General features: G+C 40.1%; 15 protein-coding genes and 1 tRNA gene. 5 read left to right on the top strand and 11 right to left on the bottom strand.

Annotated features, from left to right (window positions below; all coding sequences use genetic code 11):
- Positions 1-45 precede the first annotated feature (45 nt).
- The 3 genes from EHQ49_RS14945 to EHQ49_RS14955 are packed head-to-tail and all read right to left on the bottom strand — an operon-like array spanning position 46 to position 3447.
- A complete protein-coding gene (locus tag EHQ49_RS14945) occupies positions 46-387 on the bottom strand; it encodes an STAS domain-containing protein (RefSeq protein ID WP_135580448.1) in 342 nt (113 codons plus the stop codon).
- The gene (locus EHQ49_RS14950) at positions 384-3131 is read right to left on the bottom strand and encodes a SpoIIE family protein phosphatase (RefSeq protein ID WP_135580449.1); all 2748 of its coding nucleotides are present in this window, start codon (positions 3129-3131) and stop codon (positions 384-386) included. The genes EHQ49_RS14945 and EHQ49_RS14950 overlap by 4 nt, the downstream gene beginning before the upstream one ends.
- A gap of 4 nt (positions 3132-3135) precedes the next feature.
- Positions 3136-3447, bottom strand: coding sequence for a hypothetical protein (locus tag EHQ49_RS14955; protein ID WP_015682429.1), 312 nt, complete (start codon positions 3445-3447; stop codon positions 3136-3138).
- 75 nt (positions 3448-3522) lie between these two features.
- Here EHQ49_RS14955 and EHQ49_RS14960 point away from each other — a divergent pair.
- The 3 genes from EHQ49_RS14960 to EHQ49_RS14970 all read left to right on the top strand — a co-directional run bounded on the left by EHQ49_RS14960 (position 3523) and on the right by EHQ49_RS14970 (position 7528).
- Positions 3523-3595: transfer RNA gene (locus EHQ49_RS14960), tRNA-Ala, on the top strand.
- 114 nt (positions 3596-3709) lie between these two features.
- Entirely contained in the window at positions 3710-4249 is a 540-nt protein-coding gene (def, locus tag EHQ49_RS14965; RefSeq protein ID WP_135580450.1) for a peptide deformylase, read from the top strand.
- A 24-nt stretch (positions 4250-4273) separates the two neighbouring features.
- Entirely contained in the window at positions 4274-7528 is a 3255-nt protein-coding gene (locus EHQ49_RS14970; protein WP_135580451.1) for an efflux RND transporter permease subunit, read from the top strand.
- 124 nt (positions 7529-7652) lie between these two features.
- Here EHQ49_RS14970 and EHQ49_RS14975 read toward each other — a convergent pair whose 3' ends face one another.
- The gene (locus tag EHQ49_RS14975) at positions 7653-8843 is read right to left on the bottom strand and encodes a polysaccharide deacetylase family protein (protein ID WP_135580452.1); all 1191 of its coding nucleotides are present in this window, start codon (positions 8841-8843) and stop codon (positions 7653-7655) included.
- Positions 8844-8914: 71 nt separating this feature from the next.
- Positions 8915-10141, bottom strand: a complete 1227-nt coding sequence (gene tyrS, locus EHQ49_RS14980; RefSeq protein ID WP_135580453.1) for a tyrosine--tRNA ligase — start codon at positions 10139-10141, stop codon at positions 8915-8917.
- 97 nt (positions 10142-10238) lie between these two features.
- Between tyrS and EHQ49_RS14985 the strand changes: the two genes are divergently transcribed.
- Positions 10239-11846, top strand: coding sequence for a glycerol-3-phosphate dehydrogenase/oxidase (locus EHQ49_RS14985; protein WP_135580454.1), 1608 nt, complete (start codon positions 10239-10241; stop codon positions 11844-11846).
- A 61-nt stretch (positions 11847-11907) separates the two neighbouring features.
- Here EHQ49_RS14985 and EHQ49_RS14990 read toward each other — a convergent pair whose 3' ends face one another.
- The 6 genes from EHQ49_RS14990 to EHQ49_RS15015 form a co-directional block, all read right to left on the bottom strand.
- Positions 11908-13008, bottom strand: coding sequence for an NADase-type glycan-binding domain-containing protein (locus tag EHQ49_RS14990; protein ID WP_135580455.1), 1101 nt, complete (start codon positions 13006-13008; stop codon positions 11908-11910).
- A gap of 57 nt (positions 13009-13065) precedes the next feature.
- Positions 13066-14838 (bottom strand): RNA polymerase sigma factor RpoD, encoded by a 1773-nt coding sequence (rpoD, locus tag EHQ49_RS14995; RefSeq protein WP_100742789.1) that lies wholly within the window; start codon positions 14836-14838, stop codon positions 13066-13068.
- 16 nt (positions 14839-14854) lie between these two features.
- Positions 14855-16666, bottom strand: a complete 1812-nt coding sequence (dnaG, locus tag EHQ49_RS15000; protein WP_135580456.1) for a DNA primase — start codon at positions 16664-16666, stop codon at positions 14855-14857.
- 11 nt (positions 16667-16677) lie between these two features.
- Positions 16678-17133, bottom strand: a complete 456-nt coding sequence (locus EHQ49_RS15005; RefSeq protein WP_135580457.1) for a GatB/YqeY domain-containing protein — start codon at positions 17131-17133, stop codon at positions 16678-16680.
- An 18-nt stretch (positions 17134-17151) separates the two neighbouring features.
- Positions 17152-17370 carry a 30S ribosomal protein S21 gene (gene rpsU, locus EHQ49_RS15010; protein WP_109019595.1) on the bottom strand — a complete coding sequence of 73 codons (219 nt, stop codon included), beginning with the start codon at positions 17368-17370 and terminating at the stop codon, positions 17152-17154.
- Positions 17371-17457: 87 nt separating this feature from the next.
- Positions 17458-18282: a hypothetical protein gene (locus EHQ49_RS15015; protein WP_167483013.1), complete on the bottom strand. Its 825-nt coding sequence runs from the start codon at positions 18280-18282 to the stop codon at positions 17458-17460.
- Between the two features lie 105 nt (positions 18283-18387).
- Here EHQ49_RS15015 and fbp point away from each other — a divergent pair, with 105 nt between their 5' ends.
- Positions 18388-19422: a class 1 fructose-bisphosphatase gene (gene fbp, locus EHQ49_RS15020; RefSeq protein WP_135580458.1), complete on the top strand. Its 1035-nt coding sequence runs from the start codon at positions 18388-18390 to the stop codon at positions 19420-19422.
- Positions 19423-19462 lie beyond the last annotated feature (40 nt).

The raw sequence follows: 19462 nt of genomic DNA on the forward strand, positions 1-19462 counted from the left end.
GTTTTTTTCCAATGTTTTGTCTAGGATCACTTAGAAAAGTGATTTTTACTTCAGAGCAGAGCTCAAATCAGGATAAATTGTAAATAGCTGCTGCATTCCAATGATATCGAATACTTTCTCTACCGCAGGTTGAAGACCGCAGATAGAAATGCTTATTTTTTGCTCTTGGCAAAGGCGTAGTGTTGTGACGAGCAACCGAAGTCCTGCAGAAGAGATAAAGGGAACATCACTTAAATTGAAAATGACTGGTTTTCCTGCCGCACCGACAAGGGCCATTAAGTCCTTTTCTATTTTATGTGTATTGTGAACGTCCAAATTGCCTTGGACATGTACAACCAACTTGTCACCAATTGCTTCCGAATGGATTCCAATTTTGTCTTCGTTCATACGATCGTTTTCTCCAAATAGGTTATGTTTTGTTTCCCGTTGAAGTCATAGGACACTTTGTCCATCAGAGTCTCCATTAGATAAACGCCAAATCCGCCCTTCCGTTCCCCTTTTACATTGGCTTCTACGGAAGGTTTAGGAACTTTTTTTCTGTCAAAGGGTTTCCCCTCATCGATGAGAACAACCTTAAGGTTGTCCCCTAACAATTCCAATCTACATTCGAAACTAGGATGGTTTAGTTCCGTATCTTTGTAACTATGCATGACTATATTGGTCGCTGCTTCATCCAAAGATATAAGAATATCATCGAAAGCAAAGGGTTTTGTGATTTTGCCTTCTAAATGTTCAGAAATAAAATCGCGAAGTTTTGGAATCTCGTCTGGAACTGCAGGGAAAATCCGAGAAATTTCAAAACTAACCACTTCCGCAAATTTGAGGATCATAACAGTAAAGTCATCGTATTGTTCTTCGGACCTAGAAAACTTTCGAATGTCATCATAGACCTCTTCCACGATTTTTTGAGAGGATTCTTCTCTTCTTTCTATGATAAATTCGATAAACCGGTCGAGGCCATACTCCTCTTCATCCGGGTTTTTTTCCTCAATGGCTCCGTCTGTATAAAAAACTAGGATATCTCCAGGTTCAATTTGGATTTCACCACCCTGGTAGTTGGTATGTGGAACAACACCGAGTGGCGCCCCCTTCCCTTTGAGGAGTTCAAAACTTCCATCTTTACGAATCCAAATTTGGTCATTATGACCGGCAGATGCAAACTTTAAGGTTCGAGTCCGCCTTTGGTAGTTTACGAGAAATAAAGTCACAAACATTCCCGATTGGGAATCCTCATAAATCAATTGGTTGGCACGAAATAAAAGTTCGGAAGGTGAAAGATCCGTTGTCCGGGAAAGGGTGCGAATGATGGAACTAGACATTGCCATAAAAATGGCTGCGGGTAAACTTTTCCCAGAAACATCAGCCACTAAAAAAGAAAACTGGTCATCTCCAAAAGAATGGAAATCATAAAAGTCACCTGACACTTCTTTGGCGGCAACAGACATCACACCCAAATCAAAAAGTGGAGATTGTAATAAAGAATTCGGTAAAATATTATTTTGGATTTTTCGAGTAATTTCGATTTCTTTTTCAATGGATTTTTTGGTGATGATCTCTTGATTGAGTCGTAAGTTTTCATAAGCCTTTGCCAGCGGTGAAGAAAGGGTCTTCAACATACGAAGGTCAGTTTCATTGAAGGAATGAGCCGACTGTTTTCCACTTACGTATAATGCGGCTCTTAAATTTCCACCCCGAGGAGCAATGGGAAGGATGAGAAAGTTTTTCTTTAAAGTATAAAACTCTAATTCCAAAAAGGATTCCTCTAGTTGTGAGGACACCACAGCCATACGAGGATTTCCCGACTCCATAAGACTTAAAAAAAGCCGACTCTCTTGCATTGGGAAAAAAGACTCTCTCACAATTCCCAGTTGCCTTGCATAAACCTGAATTCTGTTTTTATTTTTTTCTTCAATGATCACCATACCTGCATCTTCACATGACAGTTCTTTGGTGAGAATACTTAAAGTTTTGGACATGAGCCCAAGTTCATCATGAGATTCAAGCACTGCTTGTCCCAAATCAAAGATAGATTCTAAAGTGCTGAGTTTTTGTTTGAGTTCTAAGTTGGTTTCATTTAAGTTTTCGAGAAGCCTCGTTTTTTGAATCGCAACAGCACAGGCACTGGAAAAAGACAAAAAAGTATCTATATCATCTTGGCTAAAATTATTTCTATCGATGGTATTGATGGCTTCGATTACGCCGATCACCTCATCACCTACAATCAGTGGACTTGCAAGAATATTCCTCGTAATGAAATTGGAAGCTTTGTCCACATCCCGGAAGACTCGGTTGTCGTTTTGAGCATCGTTGATGATCATCGGTTGTTTAGTAACAGCGACCGTTCCCGCAATTCCTTGCCCAACAGGAACCTTAATTTTTGCCACTTCTTCGCGTTTTTCACCTGTCACTGTATGAAAGATTAGGTATTCTTTTCTTTCATCTAACAATAATAAAGAACTCGCTTCCGTACGAAACACTGATTTTGCCGATTCCATCACCATAACGAGAACATGTTCCAAGTCTACACTTGTGTTGATGAGAACAGCAACACGAATGATCTCTTCTAAAAAGTATTGGAGCCTATTGTTATTGTTATGGATATTAGCGTTGTCTATGAGTAGTAAAATGGATGTAGTAAGGGAGTTAAAAAATTGTGGTTCTGCTTCAGAAAGAACAGTATCTTTAAATAGTGCATTCAAATTAGCACTAAAGTAATTGATTAGATCCAAATCTTGTTCAGAAAAATTTTGAAAATGTTTGATACCTTCTAAAACAAGAACGCCAAGTGCCAAATCGCCGATTTCATCACCCACATAACAGGCAATATAAGATTCACCAACTGGTCCGTCTGTATCCTTTAGGTGAGTTCCTTTTTTTATGAGAATACTTTTGCGAGTTTTAAAAACATGTTTGGCAACTGAACCCACACTGGATTTATCATTCACCAAACCAAAACGACTTAAGTTTCCCCGTTCGTTGCGAAAGTAGAAGGCCGCCGATTTAGCAGAAACAAGTCGTTTTGCTTGACCCAGTATAAAATGGTACAAGTCATCCAATTCAGAAGAAGAAGAAAGATAGAATCCACCTTCTTCATTTTTTCGGATGATTGGCGGAAGGGAATTGGGTTTCAATGGTTTAATCTTTGTTAAATTTTAGTGATTCTTCTCTTAGTTTACGATTTGCATCTTCCAATGATTTAATTTTATCAAAAGCTGACATGAGTTCATCTCGACTGAGATTAGAGACCATCGAACTTGCTTGAACGGTTTCTTTAGCTTCTCTGAGTTCCACTCGAGAGTAATCAATAATCTGTTCATACATACGAATGATCTCATCTGCGTTTGCTAATTCTTGTTCGTTTAGTCTAAGAACCTTTTCATAGCCTTTGATGATATCCGATTGGATTTTCAGTTTTTTAGTCAGTTCTTCTACCGTATCTTGTCCCATAAAATCTCTGGTTCCTTAGCCATTTTGGGATTCTGTTGACAAGCAAACGCGGTCACTCACCTTGGATTAGCACAAGGGGACGTAGCTCAGTTGGGAGAGCGTTTGAATGGCATTCAAAAGGTCGGGGGTTCGATTCCCCTCGTCTCCAAAATCCCTCCCGAGATTTCAGCGTTCTAACCCTCCCCTGTCAAATTCTTTTTCATTTGGATAGGAGATCACTTGATCAATCAGTGACCTTTTCCAATCTATTCCATATAAGATTATGGCTGTTAGAAAAATCCTCAAGATTGGCAATCCCTTACTACGTCAAACCAGCGAAGACGTTACTGAATCCGAAATCCAAACCAAGGATTTCAAAAAACTGATTCGAGATATGTTCGAAACCATGCGTCATGCTGATGGTGTGGGCCTTGCTGCCCCCCAAATCGGTGTCTTAAAAAAATTGGTTGTTGTTGGCCAGGACGATGAGAACGAAAGGTATCCAGGAACACCAGAAGTTCCGAACCAAATCATCCTCAATCCAGAAATAACACCACTTTCGGGGCCTGGGGATGGATTTTGGGAAGGTTGTCTTTCTGTTCCTGGTATGCGTGGTTATGTGGAAAGACCAGATAAAATCCGAATGAAATGGCGAGATGAAAATTTCGAAGAACATGAAGAAATCATTGAAGGTTACCGAGCCATTGTATTACAACACGAGTGCGATCACCTGTTCGGAGTTCTTTATGTGGATCGTCTTAAAAGTACAAAGTTATTCGGTTATAACGAAGACATTGATACTGCCGGTAAGTTGTTAGATTAAATATTTTTTCCTTAAGGAAGCCATATGGGATCATCCATAGTTCAATACTTTCTATCGAAGAGTTTATTCGTAAACCTTCTAACCTTTCTCATTCTCCTTGTGGGTGGATTCACTGCCGCAACGATGAACCGCGAAGCCTTTCCCAATATCAATTTTGATATTGTGAGTGTGACTTCTGTCTATCCAGGTGCAGCTCCTGCAGATGTAGAAAAATTGGTTACCAAACCTTTAGAAGACGCAATCAAAGAAGTGGATGGAATCAAAGAGTTTCGTTCTGCATCCCTTGAAAATAGATCAGGGATCATCATTACAATCGATCCGAATACTAAAAACACTCAAAAAGTAGTCGATGACTTAAAATCAGCCATTGATCGGATCCAAGATTTACCTGAAGAAGTGGAAGACCCCATTGTCACTGAAATCACAACAGCAAGACAACCTGTAATCGAAATCCATTTAACTTCGGCAACTAAAGATAACAAACCTCTGTTAAATGCAAAAGAACTTCGTGACCAAGCAAAAATCTTGGAAGAAAAACTAAAAGACCTTCCGACGGTAGCACGGATCACCAAACGTGGATGGCGTGAACGAGAGATGAAGGTGGATTTAGATCCGGATAAACTGAGAGCCCTCTCTTTATCTTCAACCCAAGTTATCAATGCACTACGACTACGAAACATCAATTTCCCTGGGGGAAATATCAATGAAAGAACTAGGGAAATCATTGTTCGTACTGTAGGTGAATTTGATACGGCAGAGGAAATTGCCAACGTATTTGTTCGTTCCAATGATGCCGGACGTTCTGTACGAATTCGGGATGTGGCTCATGTTACCGAAGGATTTGAAGACTCTGATTATTTAGACAAATCGAATGGGGACATTGCCATTGCATTAACAGTCATCAAACGAGAAAAAGCAGACGCAATCAGTGTCGTGGATGATTCCAAACTGGTAGTTGAAGAATTCATCAAATCTAGTGGTGGGACCGTCAAACACGCCTTTGTCAATGACCTCTCCAAATACATTCGTCGTCGCCTTGGGGTTTTAACTTCCAATGCAGTTTCAGGACTTTTTCTTGTAACAGCTTCTCTTTTTGTTTTTCTCGGATGGCGGATGGCCCTCATGACTGCCCTTGGAATTCCGATCTCCATCGCTATGACCTTTGTTGCGATGAACTATATGGGGCTAACCTTAAATTTAATTTCAATGATGGGTCTTATCATTGTGGTTGGGATTTTAGTCGATGATGCCATCATCATTTGTGAAAACGTTTACCGCCATTTGGAAATGGGGGAAGAACCGTTTGAAGCGGCAATGCGAGGAACAAGTGAAGTTTTAGCACCAGTTTCAGCGACGGTCACAACAACCATTGCTGCCTTTGGTCCAATGCTTTTTATGACAGGGATTTTTGGGAAATTCATTCATTCCATTCCTCTTGTGGTCATTCTTTCTTTATGTAGTTCTCTATTTGAAGCCTTCTTTATGTTACCTTCTCACTTATATGATGTGAGTAAAGCCACCGATATGAAGGGTGAAGTGAAAGAAGAATCCCATTGGTTTATTAAATTCAAAGAAAAAACTTACCTTCCATTCCTTAGTTTTGCCTTGAAGAACCGTTGGAAGATGGTCGGCCTACTTATGGGTCTTTTTGTTTTTTCCCTCGCCATCCAAATAAAATTTGGAAAGTTCAAACTGTTTCCGGGTGCCATCGAAACCTTCCAAGTACGGGTCACAGCGGAAACAGGTCTTAAGTTAGAAGAAACGGATCGTTTCATTCGAGCCATTGAAGATGCGGTAGGCAAACTGCCTGAAGGAGAAGTAGAAAATTATATATCACGCGTTGGTATCATCCAAAAAGATCCAAATGACCCATTCACCAAAAGGGGAAAAAATTACGCTCAGGTCATGGTTTATCTAACTCCCGATGACAATCGAGAAAGGTCTACAGAGAAGATCATCGAAGTGGTTCGTGAAAATACCAAATTTATGTTAAATGAAAAGGCCCTCCTTCTTTTGGAAGAAAAACTTGCGAAAGAAAACCAAGGCCATGAAGAAGAGTTAACTCATCCTATAACTGATACACCCAAAGAATTTCTTCCTTTAAAAGGAAAGTTGGTAAACCTCGAATTTGAAAAGTTGGCTGGGGGGCCCCCTGTGGGAAAACCGGTAGCGATAGAAATCAAAGGAGATGATTTTGCCACCTTACTCAAAATTGGTGGTGAGTTCAAAGCAGCACTTGCTAAAATCAATGGAGTGACCGATATCGGTGACGATTTTAATGAAGGGAAAGATGAAATTCGAGTTTCTGTAGATGAAACTCTTGCTTCTTTAGCGGGAGTCAGTGTCCAATCAGTATCTCTTGCCATAAACACTGCCCTACAAGGAACCGTTTCTACTAAAATCAAAAGAGCTGACGAAGAAGTTGATGTGCGAGTCCGTTTTCCAGAAGAATATAGATCTTCCCTCGCCCATTTAAATAAAGTTTATGTAAACAACCTTACAGGAAACTTAATCCCAGTTTCTAGATTAACAAGTTATGACAGAAATCCTGGAAGAGCTTCCATCAATCACTTGGATGGGAAAAGACTACTTACAGTTACTTCCAATATTGATGAAACAGTTTCTACTTCGAGACAGGTGAATTTAGAAGCAAAAAAACTAACAGAAGGAATTATAGCTAAATACCCAGGTTATTCGGTTCGGTTCTCAGGAGAAAATAAGGATACAGAAGAATCGATGGCTTCTCTTGGACGAGCTTTCCTTGTAGGCCTTCTCATCATCTATATGATTCTTGCTTCCCTATTCCGCTCTCTGGCACAACCTCTGATTGTGATGAGTGCCATTCCTTTTGCAGTCATTGGAGTGATTTTTGCATTTTTACTCCATGGCCAACCATTTTCATTTCTCGCTTTTCTTGGGATCATCGGACTTGCGGGGGTAGTCGTAAACGACTCCATTGTCCTTGTGGATTGTGCGAACCAACTCCGCCTGGAAGATCCAAGTAAATCGACTTTTGATCTTTTGGTTGAAGCAGGGAGTATCCGCCTAAGAGCTGTAATATTAACAACGGTAACAACAGTGCTTGGACTGCTTCCCACTGCCTATGGAATTGGTGGAAAAGATCCTTTTCTTGTTCCCATGGCACTTGCTTTTGGTTGGGGACTTGCCTTTGCTACTTTCATCACTCTGATTATGGTACCTGTTTTCTATCTCAACCTCTATCTATTCAAAGATTGGATGGTTGGGAAATACCAAAAAAGAAAAACAAAATTTGTCTAAAAATGGGAAACAGAAACCAAAACAACCGTATTGAATCAAACTTTACGGTTGTTTTGAGTAAAAAGAATAGAGATTATGATTATTGAAAGATAAATCTGGTTTCCGATAAAAAAGATAACGGGAGTTAATCTTTTTTATCATTTAAAACTTCAGATAGAGTAACAAATTTATATCCTTTCTCCTTCATCCGTTCGATGAATGTAGGAAGTATATAAATCAATTTATCAAATTTTCTAGGTCCGCCCAAATGCATTAAGATGATGGCACCGTTCATTCCATTTGGATCGGCCTTCTCCCAGTTATCCAAAAAAGTCAGAGTTTCTTCGCCAGTTTTGTAATGAGGATTACGAACCACTTCCTTTTTCCCTTTGGATGTTTTCTTATAAAGGAATTGTTTGCTAATATAATCAGGTAGGTCGAGTGACCCCTTAGAATTATTCGACCACATAATATGATCCGAGTAACCCAAACTAGCATGAGCATCTAAAATCAGTTGGCTAAGTGCACCGTAAGGCAAACGGTAATACTTCTTTAACTCTTGCTTGGTGAGGGAATGAAAGGTATCTTCTACTCGTTTTAGTTCTTCCGCCATCCGCGGTAAATCAAGAACAGATTTAGAAAGGTAATCGAGAACCATTCTTTTTTTAAGAGAAGTCTCAGTGACTGATCTTTGGTAGTTAAAATGGGACCAGGTATGGTTTCCAAATTCTACCGATCCCGTTTTTGCCATTTTTTTAATATAATCTAAATTTTGACGAAGAAAAAAAGAACCATTGATATCGGAAGGCCTTTCATTCGAAAGAAAGAGGGTAACTTTGATTTTATGTTCTTTGATATAATTATATAAAACGGGAAGTTCTTCGCCTGTAGCCAAATCAAAGGTAAGTGCAATTTCTTTTTGGGATTCATTTCCTCGAAGGACATTGCGACCCTTTGTATTTTGACTCACCTCTTTTAGGAACTGAACATTTTCTTCCACTTGTTTGGCAAGTTCCGCATCGGGTTCGGCATCTCCTTCGAGTGCTTTTTCTTCACGGAGTTGTTCTTGGTACATCAGAGAAAAAAGAGATTGTTCGAGTTCGCGAAGGTTCTTTTCTTTTTCTTTTACTTCTGTTTCGAGTTTAGTGACACTAAGACTCAAATAAAGCAAATACCCGCAAAGGACAAGAACGGTAATTCCGGCAAAAGAGAGAGCAGAAATCAGAGCGAACTTACGAAGTTTTTTTGCAAATAACCGGTCCTTCTCGATGTCCTGGGAAAGTTCATGAACAATATCTTGAATTTCCTTTTCTTCATTTGTCGGGTCGAGGGACATGTGGGTATAGGTTTCCTTACTCTCGATTATCGGATCTGACACAACCGTTCTAAAACGGCTGGTGATCCTCTTTAAGTCATTATCTTTAAAAATTTTCCCTTCTTTCCCTGGCGGATCAGGTATTCTTTTCCTGGCTCCAAAGATAAGCTTGCATCAGTGATTTTTTCTTCATCCAAATACAAACCACCAGCCTGGATGAGCCGACGCCCTTCCGACACACTCGGAATGAATTTCAGTTGGGACAATACATAGACAAGAAGTGGGGGTTTTTCTGCAAAATAAGTCGGGTCGAGAGTTTCCGTCGGAATCTCATCGGGTAAGGCTCTGTTTTTGGTATTGTGAATGGACGTCCACTCTTCGACTGCCCTTCGGTTTTCTTCCTCTGGATGGAGTTGATCCATAACGAGGAGAGCGAGTTCCGTTTTGACTTCTTTGGGATGAAGTGATTTAGAAGTAATCCCTGCCTTTCGTTTTTCCACTTCCGATAACGGAAGGTCAGTCAAAAGTTCAAAATAATTCCACATCAGATCGTCAGAGATAGACATGATTTTTCCGTACATATCAATTGGTTTTTCAGTCACACCGACATAGTTACCAAGAGACTTGGACATTTTTTTAACACCATCAAGACCTACAAGCAGAGGTAAGGTCACAACTGATTGTGGTTTTTGTCCGTATTCTCTCTGTAAGTCGCGACCAACTAACATGTTAAACTTTTGATCTGTTCCTCCAAGTTCTACGTCTGCTTTCATAGCAACCGAATCATATCCCTGCACTAAGGGATATAAAAACTCAATCATGGAGATTGGTGTTCCAGCTTTATGACGTTTGGTGAAGTCATCTCTTTCTAACATACGAGACACTGTGTATTTAGATGTTAAAACCAAAACATCTTCGAACTTCATTTCAGAACACCAATGAGAGTTATAAAGAATTTTTGTTTTTTTAGGGTCTAAGATTTTAAAAACTTGGGTTTGATAGGTTTTGGAATTTTCCAAAACCTCTTCTTTCGAAAGGCGTTTTCTTGTTTCCGATTTTCCTGTGGGGTCACCAATCATCGCCGTAAAATCACCAAGCATAAAACAAACTTCATGTCCTAAATCTTGAAAGTGTTTGAGTTTTCGAAGTAAAACAAAATGCCCTAAATGTAAATCAGGAGCTGTAGGATCAAAACCTGCTTTGATGGTAAGGGAAGGTTTGGATTTTATCTTTTCTAAAAGCTCTGCCTCGCTGATGATCTCGACAGTTCCGCGGCGGATGGTATCTAATTCTTGGTTCAATTCTCTTTCAGTTTTCATAACAAATGCAAAAATTTTCGATGGTCGAAATGGTGACTTTTGACAACACTAACCTTAGAATCTCTATAGGCAACCACCAAAGTACGTAAAAATCCTTATGAATCATTTAGATGAAAGAAAACAAACGCTAAAACAATTAGAATCAACGGACTATGATGTCTTAATCCTCGGCGGTGGGGCCACTGGTTCCGGCACTGCTCTGGATGCCAGTTTACGTGGGTACAAAGTCGCCCTCCTTGAAAAACAAGACTTTTCATCGGGAACCAGCTCTCGTTCCACAAAACTCATACATGGGGGGGTTCGTTACCTTGCCCAGTTCCATTTCAAATTGATTTATGAAGCGCTCTCGGAAAGAAAACGCCTTTTACAAAATGCACCCCATTTGGTAAAACCCCTCCAATTTGTTTTACCGACTTTTGTTTGGTGGGAAAAACCGTTTTATTCAATTGGACTCACAATGTACGATCTCCTTGCTGGAAAATCGATCGTTCCAGGTCACGAAAGAATCTCAAAAGATACAGCATTGGATTATTTTGCCTCTCTGAAAAAGAAAAATTTAAAAGGTGGCATTGCTTACTACGACGCACAGTTCAACGACTCACGTTTGAATGTCACTGCTGTCCGTGCGGCGAAAGAAAATGGGGCCGATGTTTTGTCCCGAATGGAAGTGATTTCTTTTTTAAAAGATACAAATGGTAAAATCATTGGTGTCACTGCGAAAGATCTAATCACAAAAAAGAAAATCAATGTCAAAGCCAAAGTGGTTGCTAATACCACTGGAGTTTGGATTGACTCACTTCGCAAACTAGACGATCCAAAAGCAGAAGCCGTCCTTGCTCCAAGTCAAGGAATCCACCTGGTCTTCGACAAACAAAAGTTACCTTGCCGTACAGCCATGATCATTCCGAAAACTGCCGATGGAAGAGTGGTTTTTGTGATCCCCTGGGAAGGAAAAGTGCTTCTAGGAACCACCGACACAGCCATTCAAAAAATTGATGAAGAACCTCTTCCACTAGCATCCGAAGTGGAGTTTTTACTGAAAACAGGAAACGAATATTTGGACACCCACTTGACGAAAGAAGATATTGAATCTGTCTTTTCTGGCCTTCGTCCTCTGATCTCAACCAGTGGCAAAAAAGATACCAAGTCTATATCCCGAGAGGAAGCCATTCTTGTTTCCGACTCTGGTCTTGTCACCATGTCAGGTGGCAAATGGTCAACCTTTCGAAAGATGGCGGAAGACTTAACTGATAAACTCATCTCTGTAGGAAACCTTCCATCTAAAATGAAATCGGTCACAGCGAGTTTTGCTTTTCCCGGTGCTGATGGCTATTCCAAACATTTAGTCGCCAAAATTCAAACCATGTATGACCTCTCTTATGAAACTGCCGTTCGTTTGGTGGATGCCTATGGTGGAGAAGTTTCCTTCATTCTGGGTAAAAAGCCAAAAGAATTAAAGAAAGGTTCTGGTTACTTTCAAGAAGAGATCAAACATTTTGTGAAAAAAGAATTTGCTCTATCGGTGAGTGATGTCCTCGCAAGGCGCCTAAGGGTTGTATTTTTAGATTTAAAACTAGCTGAAGCTCTAGCAGTTCCTGTAGCAAATGCTCTCGCCAAAGAACTCGGTTGGAAGGAAACGGAGAAAAAATCTTCCTTAAATGAACTCACTAGTCATATCAAAGATTTAAAGAAAACGATCACTTGATGTTATCGGTTAAAAGAAAAAGATACAGGATTAAGAGAACTGCTCCACCTATACTTTGTGATTATTTCGGTTTCGGAAGTTCATAATGATAAAAAGTTCTTCCCGATTCTTTTTCTTTTAAGACCAACAAATAATGTGTTTTGGGATTAAACACTTCCGAAAATCGGGTTCCTAGTTTGGTTTTGAAGTTTTCATAGTCTTCATCTCCTACTTCGGCTCGTTTGAATACCCAAGATATATTTCGTTCAATTCCACCTTGGTCGTAATAACTCAAATTGAGTTCCAGTCCTTCTTCTGAGGATTGGAGGATGGTATATGTTCCCACAATGGACGGTAAAAATCCCATAGGATCGCCCTCTCCATACATTTCCGAAAAACTAAAAGTTTGGTCGGATTTAAAAAACACAGGAAGAATGGTACCTTGGTCATAAAAAGAAATGGTTCCCTTTTCATTTGTTAGAATCAATTGCCGAAATCCAGAAAAATGTTTTTCTGCTTTTCCAAATTGTTCGATGGTATGTTTGATTTTATCAAATGAAACCCAAGGATAAGAAACAAATTTTTTTTCCTTTAGTTCTCCAAAAGAAACTTCTGAAATACAAACTCGTCCAGTGGAACCAGAACCGAAGGTTTCTAAAATTTCCAAGCGGACAACATTACCTTGAAACTTAGAATCCAAATCCAAAACTTGAAACCCTGATTTTCCAAACTTTGGTTTGTTTAATTCTAAATCAACGGTCTCATTCATTTTCAATTTTGACTTTAAATCATCAGTTTCCATATCAAATGTAGTGATTCGAATTTTTTTCACCGCATCATTGGATTTTAAATCAACACTCGATTTATGAAAGCCGTTAAACATCTGCAAGGCGGAAAATTGTGAATACGATTTTAAATACAAAGTAAATCCAGAACCGGCTTCTTTGGAACTAGCACAAAATGCAGTGGTGGTTTTATTATCCAAAGCCAGTTCGGGACTGAACCGCCAAGGTTCTTCAGGACTCACTTGTCCGACACTTTGTGTCCGTAAGTAGTCGAATTGTTTTTCTGATCCCTTACATTGGAAACTGAAAACAATTGAGAAAATAAGAAGGTAAAAATATCTAGAACGTTTGGTGCGAGAAAGAAAAAGGTAAGTAGAATGGAATTGGTTCAGACCCATGGAATTCCCAAACCATGAATCTGAACGAAAGGACGATCAAGCGAAAAACAAATTCTCTTAATCGATATAATCTTTGAGTTTTTTGGATCGGCTTGGGTGGCGAAGTCTACGAAGCGCTTTTGCCTCAATTTGACGAATCCGCTCCCGAGTGACCTTAAACTGGTAACCCACCTCTTCCAATGTCTGAGCATACCCGTCATCCAAACCGAATCGCATCCGAATGACTTTTTGCTCACGAGCCGGAAGTGTTTGTAAAACCTGACGGATTTGTTCAGAAAGGATAGAAGATGCAGCTGAGTTCAGTGGTGAAATGACTTCTTTATCTTCGATAAAATCACCAAGTTCCGAATCCTCTTCTGAGCCCACTGGGATCTCGAGAGAAATCGGTTCTCTAGCCACGTTTTTCACCGCTTTTACTTTCTGAACCGGCCAACCAAGTCTTTCTGCAATTTCATCATTGGAAGGATCGCGACCAAACTCTTGGACAAACAATCTTGTTTCCCGAATCACTTTGTTGACCTGTTCAATCATGTGCACAGGAACGCGGATGGTTCTTGCTTGGTCAGAAATCGCACGAGTGATGGCTTGTCTGATCCACCAAGTAGCGTAAGTAGAAAATTTATAACCTTTTTTGTATTCGAACTTATCCACCGCGCGAATGAGACCAATATTTCCTTCTTGGATTAAGTCGAAAAAATGCATTCCACGGTTAGCGTATCGTTTTGCAATGGAAACCACCAAACGAAGGTTTGCTCGCACAAGTTCTCGTTTTGCTTGTGCAATTTCTCTTTCGCCTTTGATGATTTTTTCACCCCAGTCTTTGATTTCACCAACAGGAGATCCCGCTTCCTGTTCCATACGACGGAGTTTTCTTTCGTTGTTGCGAATGTCTTTGATGACTTCTCTAACTTCATCAATATCACAACCCATCATTTTTTCGATTTCATCTAAGTTTTCATTCTTTTCGATGAACCGGTTGAGGGCTTTGATTTCACGAACATCATGTCCATATTTGGCTTTGATTTTAAGGAAATGTTTTTCGATTTCCTTAACACGAAATACCATAGACTTGATCTTTTGAGAGATCTTTTGGATTTCTTTTTGGGAAACTCCAATTTTACGAATGGCTTCGTCAATTTTACCAGTGGATAAATCAATTTTTTCTTTGAGTTCTTTGAACTTCTTAGAATTTTCAGAATATTTACGAATACGGTTAGTGGATTCGTTTAGAACTTTTTCATCCTGTTGGATGAGCTCCATATTTTCAAAAAATACTTTTTCTAATTTGTCCGCTTGCTCTTGATTGAGAGCGTACATTTTGTCCACTTTTACCAAGTCATAAACTTTGATTTTTTTAGACTTAATTTTCGGAATTAGTTTTGCAAAGTTTTGGCGTAAAATTGAAGAACTTAGTATTGTTTCTTCAATGATCTTTTCACCCTTCTCTATTCGTTTTGCAAGAAAAACTTCTGTTTCACCTGAGATCAGAGAAACTTTACCAATTTCTTTTAAATAAAGGCGAATTGGGTCTTCTGAACTTGAGGAAACACTGGACTCTCTTTTTTTACGTGCAGGTTTCTCTTTAGTTTCTTTTGTAGACTCTTCTTTTGTGGTTGTGAGGGAACTAGATTCTTCCAATGATTTTTTGGAATACTCTTCTACAATTTCGATCCCCATCTCGTGTAACAAAGTAAAGACATCATCAATTTTTTCGGAATTTAAGATTTTATCCGGAAGTATTTCATTGATTTCATCATAAGATACCTCTCGATTTGCTTTACCGATCGAGATGATCTTTTGTACTTCTGGTAGGCTTGCTAGATTTTCCATTCTACCTTTATCCTCTTTATACTTCTAACGTTTGGATCGTTCGGAGATACACGGATCTCTTATTTTTTTCACTTTTTAAGAGTGAAAGTTCTGACAAAAGATTGTTCTTTTCTTCAATCGTTAAGTCAGGTTTGGCCATTTCTTTGACAAGTTCTTCCATCCTTGCGTCATCCAACAAATCCGCATGGTAAAGAAACATCCCTTTAAACGTTCCTGGGCTTGTCGAATCATCGGCCGTAAAATGTTCGGCAATCATTCCCAGGTATTCCGAAGGAATTTCTTCCCTCGAAAGAATTTCTGCAGCTGTGAGGTTCTCATTCTGCAAATACTTCGTATATAAATAATCCCAAAGAAAGGCGGATACCTCATCCCTAAATTCTAAGCCTAACAAATCATCAGCGAAACTAAAAAGTTCCAAATTCTGAATGAGCATTGCGATCATCTTTCGTTCACAAACCAAAACAGGAGAGATTTTCCCGGGTTTGGCCTGTGTTCTTTCCTTCTTAGTATCGACCGCAGAGGGGGTCGAAGTTACACCTGGTTTGCCACGAAAATCCTGAAAAAGGGAAGAAAATGAAAGCCCGAGCTGGCGTGCCCCCTCTTCTAAATAGACCTGTTTGTCTGTTTCTTTTTCCATGGGTTTTAGGAATTCAAAAAGTTTTTTAACACCAGCCTGTTTTTCCTCCGCCAAGGAAGAAGGACCTGCCCCCCCTAGGATTTCACGAATCATAAATTGGGAAGCAGGAGCTGCCGCTTCAAGTAAGTCGCGGATTTCCTGTTTGTTGTGGTGGAGAGAATAATCAAAAGGATCTTTTCCTTCTGGAATATGACAGACCTTTACCGCAACCCCTTCTTTTGAAAGTAAATTCACAGCACGAAAGGCACCTTTGGTTCCTGCTTTATCAGAATCCATCATTAAGTACACTTTGTCCGCCATGTTTTTTAAAATACGAACATGCCCTTCCGTAAACCCTGTGCCAAGAGGAGCGACGACAAATTCTATCCCTTTACGAAAAAGGCCAATAGCATCAAACACACCTTCAACGATAACGGCCTCTCTTGTTTTACGAATGCTGTCTTGGGCCAAATTTAAATTATAAAACGTACGACTTTTATCGTAGATCAGTGAGTTCGGGCTATTGATGTATTTGGCTTCTTCTGATTCACCAAGAATCCTTCCAGAAAAAGCAATCACTCGGCCCTTGGTATCAATCACCGGAAACATAATGCGACTTCTAAAAAAGTCATAAGGATCTCTATTTTGGTCTTGGCGTTTAAGAAGACCTAACTGTTCACCTAACTTAACTTCAGCTTCTGTTTTAAACAAATCCGAACGTAAATTCCCAAATCCAGGAAGGCCAAATCCTATTTTAAATACCTTTAAATCCTCTGCATACATCCCACGTGATTCTAAATACTTTAAAGCCACTTCCCCAGCACTGGTATTTAAATTTCTTTGAAAGTATTCCAAAGCTTTTTGAGAAACTTGGTAGAGAGCCTCTTTTTTACGTTCAGACTCTTCCTCTTCTTTGGTTCTTTCTACAAGAGGAATGCCTGAATAGTCAGAAAGGATTTCTAAAGATTTGAGAAAATCTACCTTTTGGTAGTCCATCACAAACCGGAACAAATCACCAGAGGCCTTACAACCAAAACAATGGTAGAATCCACCTTCCGCATTTACATTGAATGATGGCGTTTTTTCGTTATGAAAAGGACAAATGCCGACAAGGTTTCTACCCATACGACGTAAGGGAACAAATCGATTGATATATGAGTCAATGGAGACTTCTCTGCGAACTCTTTCTTTAAAACTTTGGTAAGGATTCACAGTATTTAGTATTAACGGGCGCTAAGTGCTTGTTTTGCGAGGGAGGATACCTTGGAGCCGTCTATATTTTGTCCTTTAAATTTTGCCATAACTTTACCCATCACCTTTCCCATATCCTGGGCTCCGTTAGCATTCAATTCTCCGATGGCTTCATTCACCGCTCGAGAGATTTCTTCATCGGAGACTTCTTCTGGAATATAACGTGAGATGACTTCGGCTTCCTGAATTTCTTTGCTAGATAGATCGGGACGATTGGCTTTATCATATTCGACAGCCGTGTCCTTTCTGCGTTTAAAATTGGATTTGAGGATCTGCATCACAGCAGTATCCGTCAGCTCGGAAGCGCCGGTTTTGGTTAATTCATATTGAATTTCCGCTTTCAAAAGACGCAAAGTACCCAGGACGGTTTCATCCTTGGCCTTTAACGCCGTCTTTAGATCGGTATTGATCGTCTCTTGAAGGGTCATTCGAAACCGACTTAAAGATTAAAGTTTATCTTTTTTAGCGAATAGTCTTTTCTTTTTGTCTCTTTTGCGTCGAGCAGCCTCTACAGCTTTCTTTTTCACAACGCTTGGTTTTTCAAAGTATTCTCTACGTTTGATTTCGCTCATGATACCAGCATTCGCACAATCTCTTTTGAATCTACGAAGCGCCGCCTCGATAGATTCCCCTTCTTTTAAATAAATCCCTACTTGTGGGGTCATAGACAAACAACTGTCCTTTTGTAAAAATGGTCTAGTTTTGACGGTATCGGAAACCGCCCTGATTTGTCAATTCAGCCGAAAACCAAATCAGAAATTTTCAATGAAAATGGAGGAAAATAGAGAATCATCGGCCAGGATTTCTCTGTCGATAGGGAAAATCTTCAGTTTGTAATCCAAAATCAAGTGTTTGGACGGAAAGTAAAGGGATCCAAATCGTTGGTTGGCTCCGTCGAGTGTTTCTCCGGGACAGAACAGAAAGTAAGAACGTGGGTTTAACTGGAAATTGAATTCGTGATCCCGAGTCTCTTTGTGTAAGGTTGCTGTCACTTCCCTTAGGATTTCTTGGCTTTTGACCACACCCAGTGGTTTGAAAAAAGGAGACAGATCTTGGAGATGGAAAAAGGCAATGACTCCCGATTGGATATCCCCCGAAAAAGACCTTTCCATTTTCTTTCGGATGGGATCGGTAATGGTTTGAAAGTCCAAAAGGTTCTTTTCTCGTAAGGAGATCCCTGTGGCACAAAATGTCAAAACTTGGTTGGATAAATCCTCCCAATTTCGTTCGGAAAGTTCTGGTTCTACTTCTTGGACCACGAGAACAAAAACAGGAACTTCTCCCTCCGGAAGGCGCATGATATTGATTTTTAATTCCATTCCCCTTTCGGAGAAAGTGCCAAGAGATTTGGGTTCCATAAATTCCAAACTGCGGGTTAACTCAGCAATCTGATCTGCAACAAGACCACGGAGCCATTCCTCTCTTTCGGTTTGGCCAAATTCATAAACAATTTCACCGGCTAGATACACCCATCCCAGATGGGCACCGACACTGGCAAATCCAAGTCCGAGACGCCTCGAATGGTAATCTGTCATTTGCATAGAGGGGGATGTGCTTACATGAGTTGGATCTATCATCTGATTCTAGTTTTAGTATCGGTAGTGGATCAGGCAATCAAAAGGAGAAAGGATTGCTCCTGACGTTATGCCCCCAAAATGGTGTAAAAACGACTCGGGGAACCTGTGAACGCAACACCGAAACAAAAAAAACTCATCTCTCTATCGCAATTCATCCTAGAAGAGCAACTCAAAATCCCTCACGCCTCCGGAGAATTTACAGCCCTCCTCAGCCACCTAGTCTATGCGGCCAAAATCGTAGGTCGCGAAGTACGAAAAGCGGGACTCCTGGACGATATCCTTGGTGCTACAGAAGATACCAACGTCCAAGGCGAAACTCAAATGAAACTGGACCAATATGCAGACAATGCTTTCAACCAGTCCCTTAAGATTTGCGGTCACCTCTGTGTCCTTGCCAGTGAAGAACACGAAGACATCATTCCCATTCCAGGTGGCTACAATATCGGGAAATACACTATGGCGATTGATCCACTCGACGGGTCTTCGAATATTGATACGAACGTATCCATTGGAACCATTTTTTCCATCCACCAAAGATTAGAACCAAACTCCAAAGAGCCGGGAGATGAACGAGACCTCCTCCAACAAGGTCATTTGCAACGCTGTGCCGGTTATATCATTTACGGGTCTTCCACCATGCTTGTCCTTTCTACAGGAAAGGGTGTTTCCGGTTTTACCTTAGATCCAAGTGTGGGAGAGTTTTTATTGTCTCATCCCGATATGAAAATGCCGGATTCAGGAGATATATATTCCGCGAACGAAGGAAATGCTTCTTATTGGTCTCCTGAAGTGCAAGCTTACTTACAAAAGATCAAATCCATTGAAGGTGGGAAAAAACCAAAAACGGCCCGTTACATTGGGTCCCTTGTTGCGGATTTCCATAGAAATCTACTCAAAGGGGGGATCTTCCTCTATCCCAACGATACCAAATCTTCTAAATACCCGAACGGAAAACTTCGCTTGTTATACGAGGCGGCCCCAATGGCTTACATTGCGGAACAAGCAGGAGGAATGGCGGTAACAGTAAAGGGAGAAAGAATTCTCGATCTAAATCCGAAAGACCTTCATGAACGAACAACGCTCATTATTGGTAGTAAGAAGGAAGTAGAAGAATTCCTTACATTCATTCCCAAAGGATAATTTTCTAAACAAATACAGAAATTTCTTTCAATGGAAATCA

The sequence above is a fragment of the Leptospira perdikensis genome (genome assembly GCF_004769575.1).
In the GTDB taxonomy this organism is placed as follows: Bacteria; Spirochaetota; Leptospiria; order Leptospirales; family Leptospiraceae; genus Leptospira_A; species Leptospira_A perdikensis.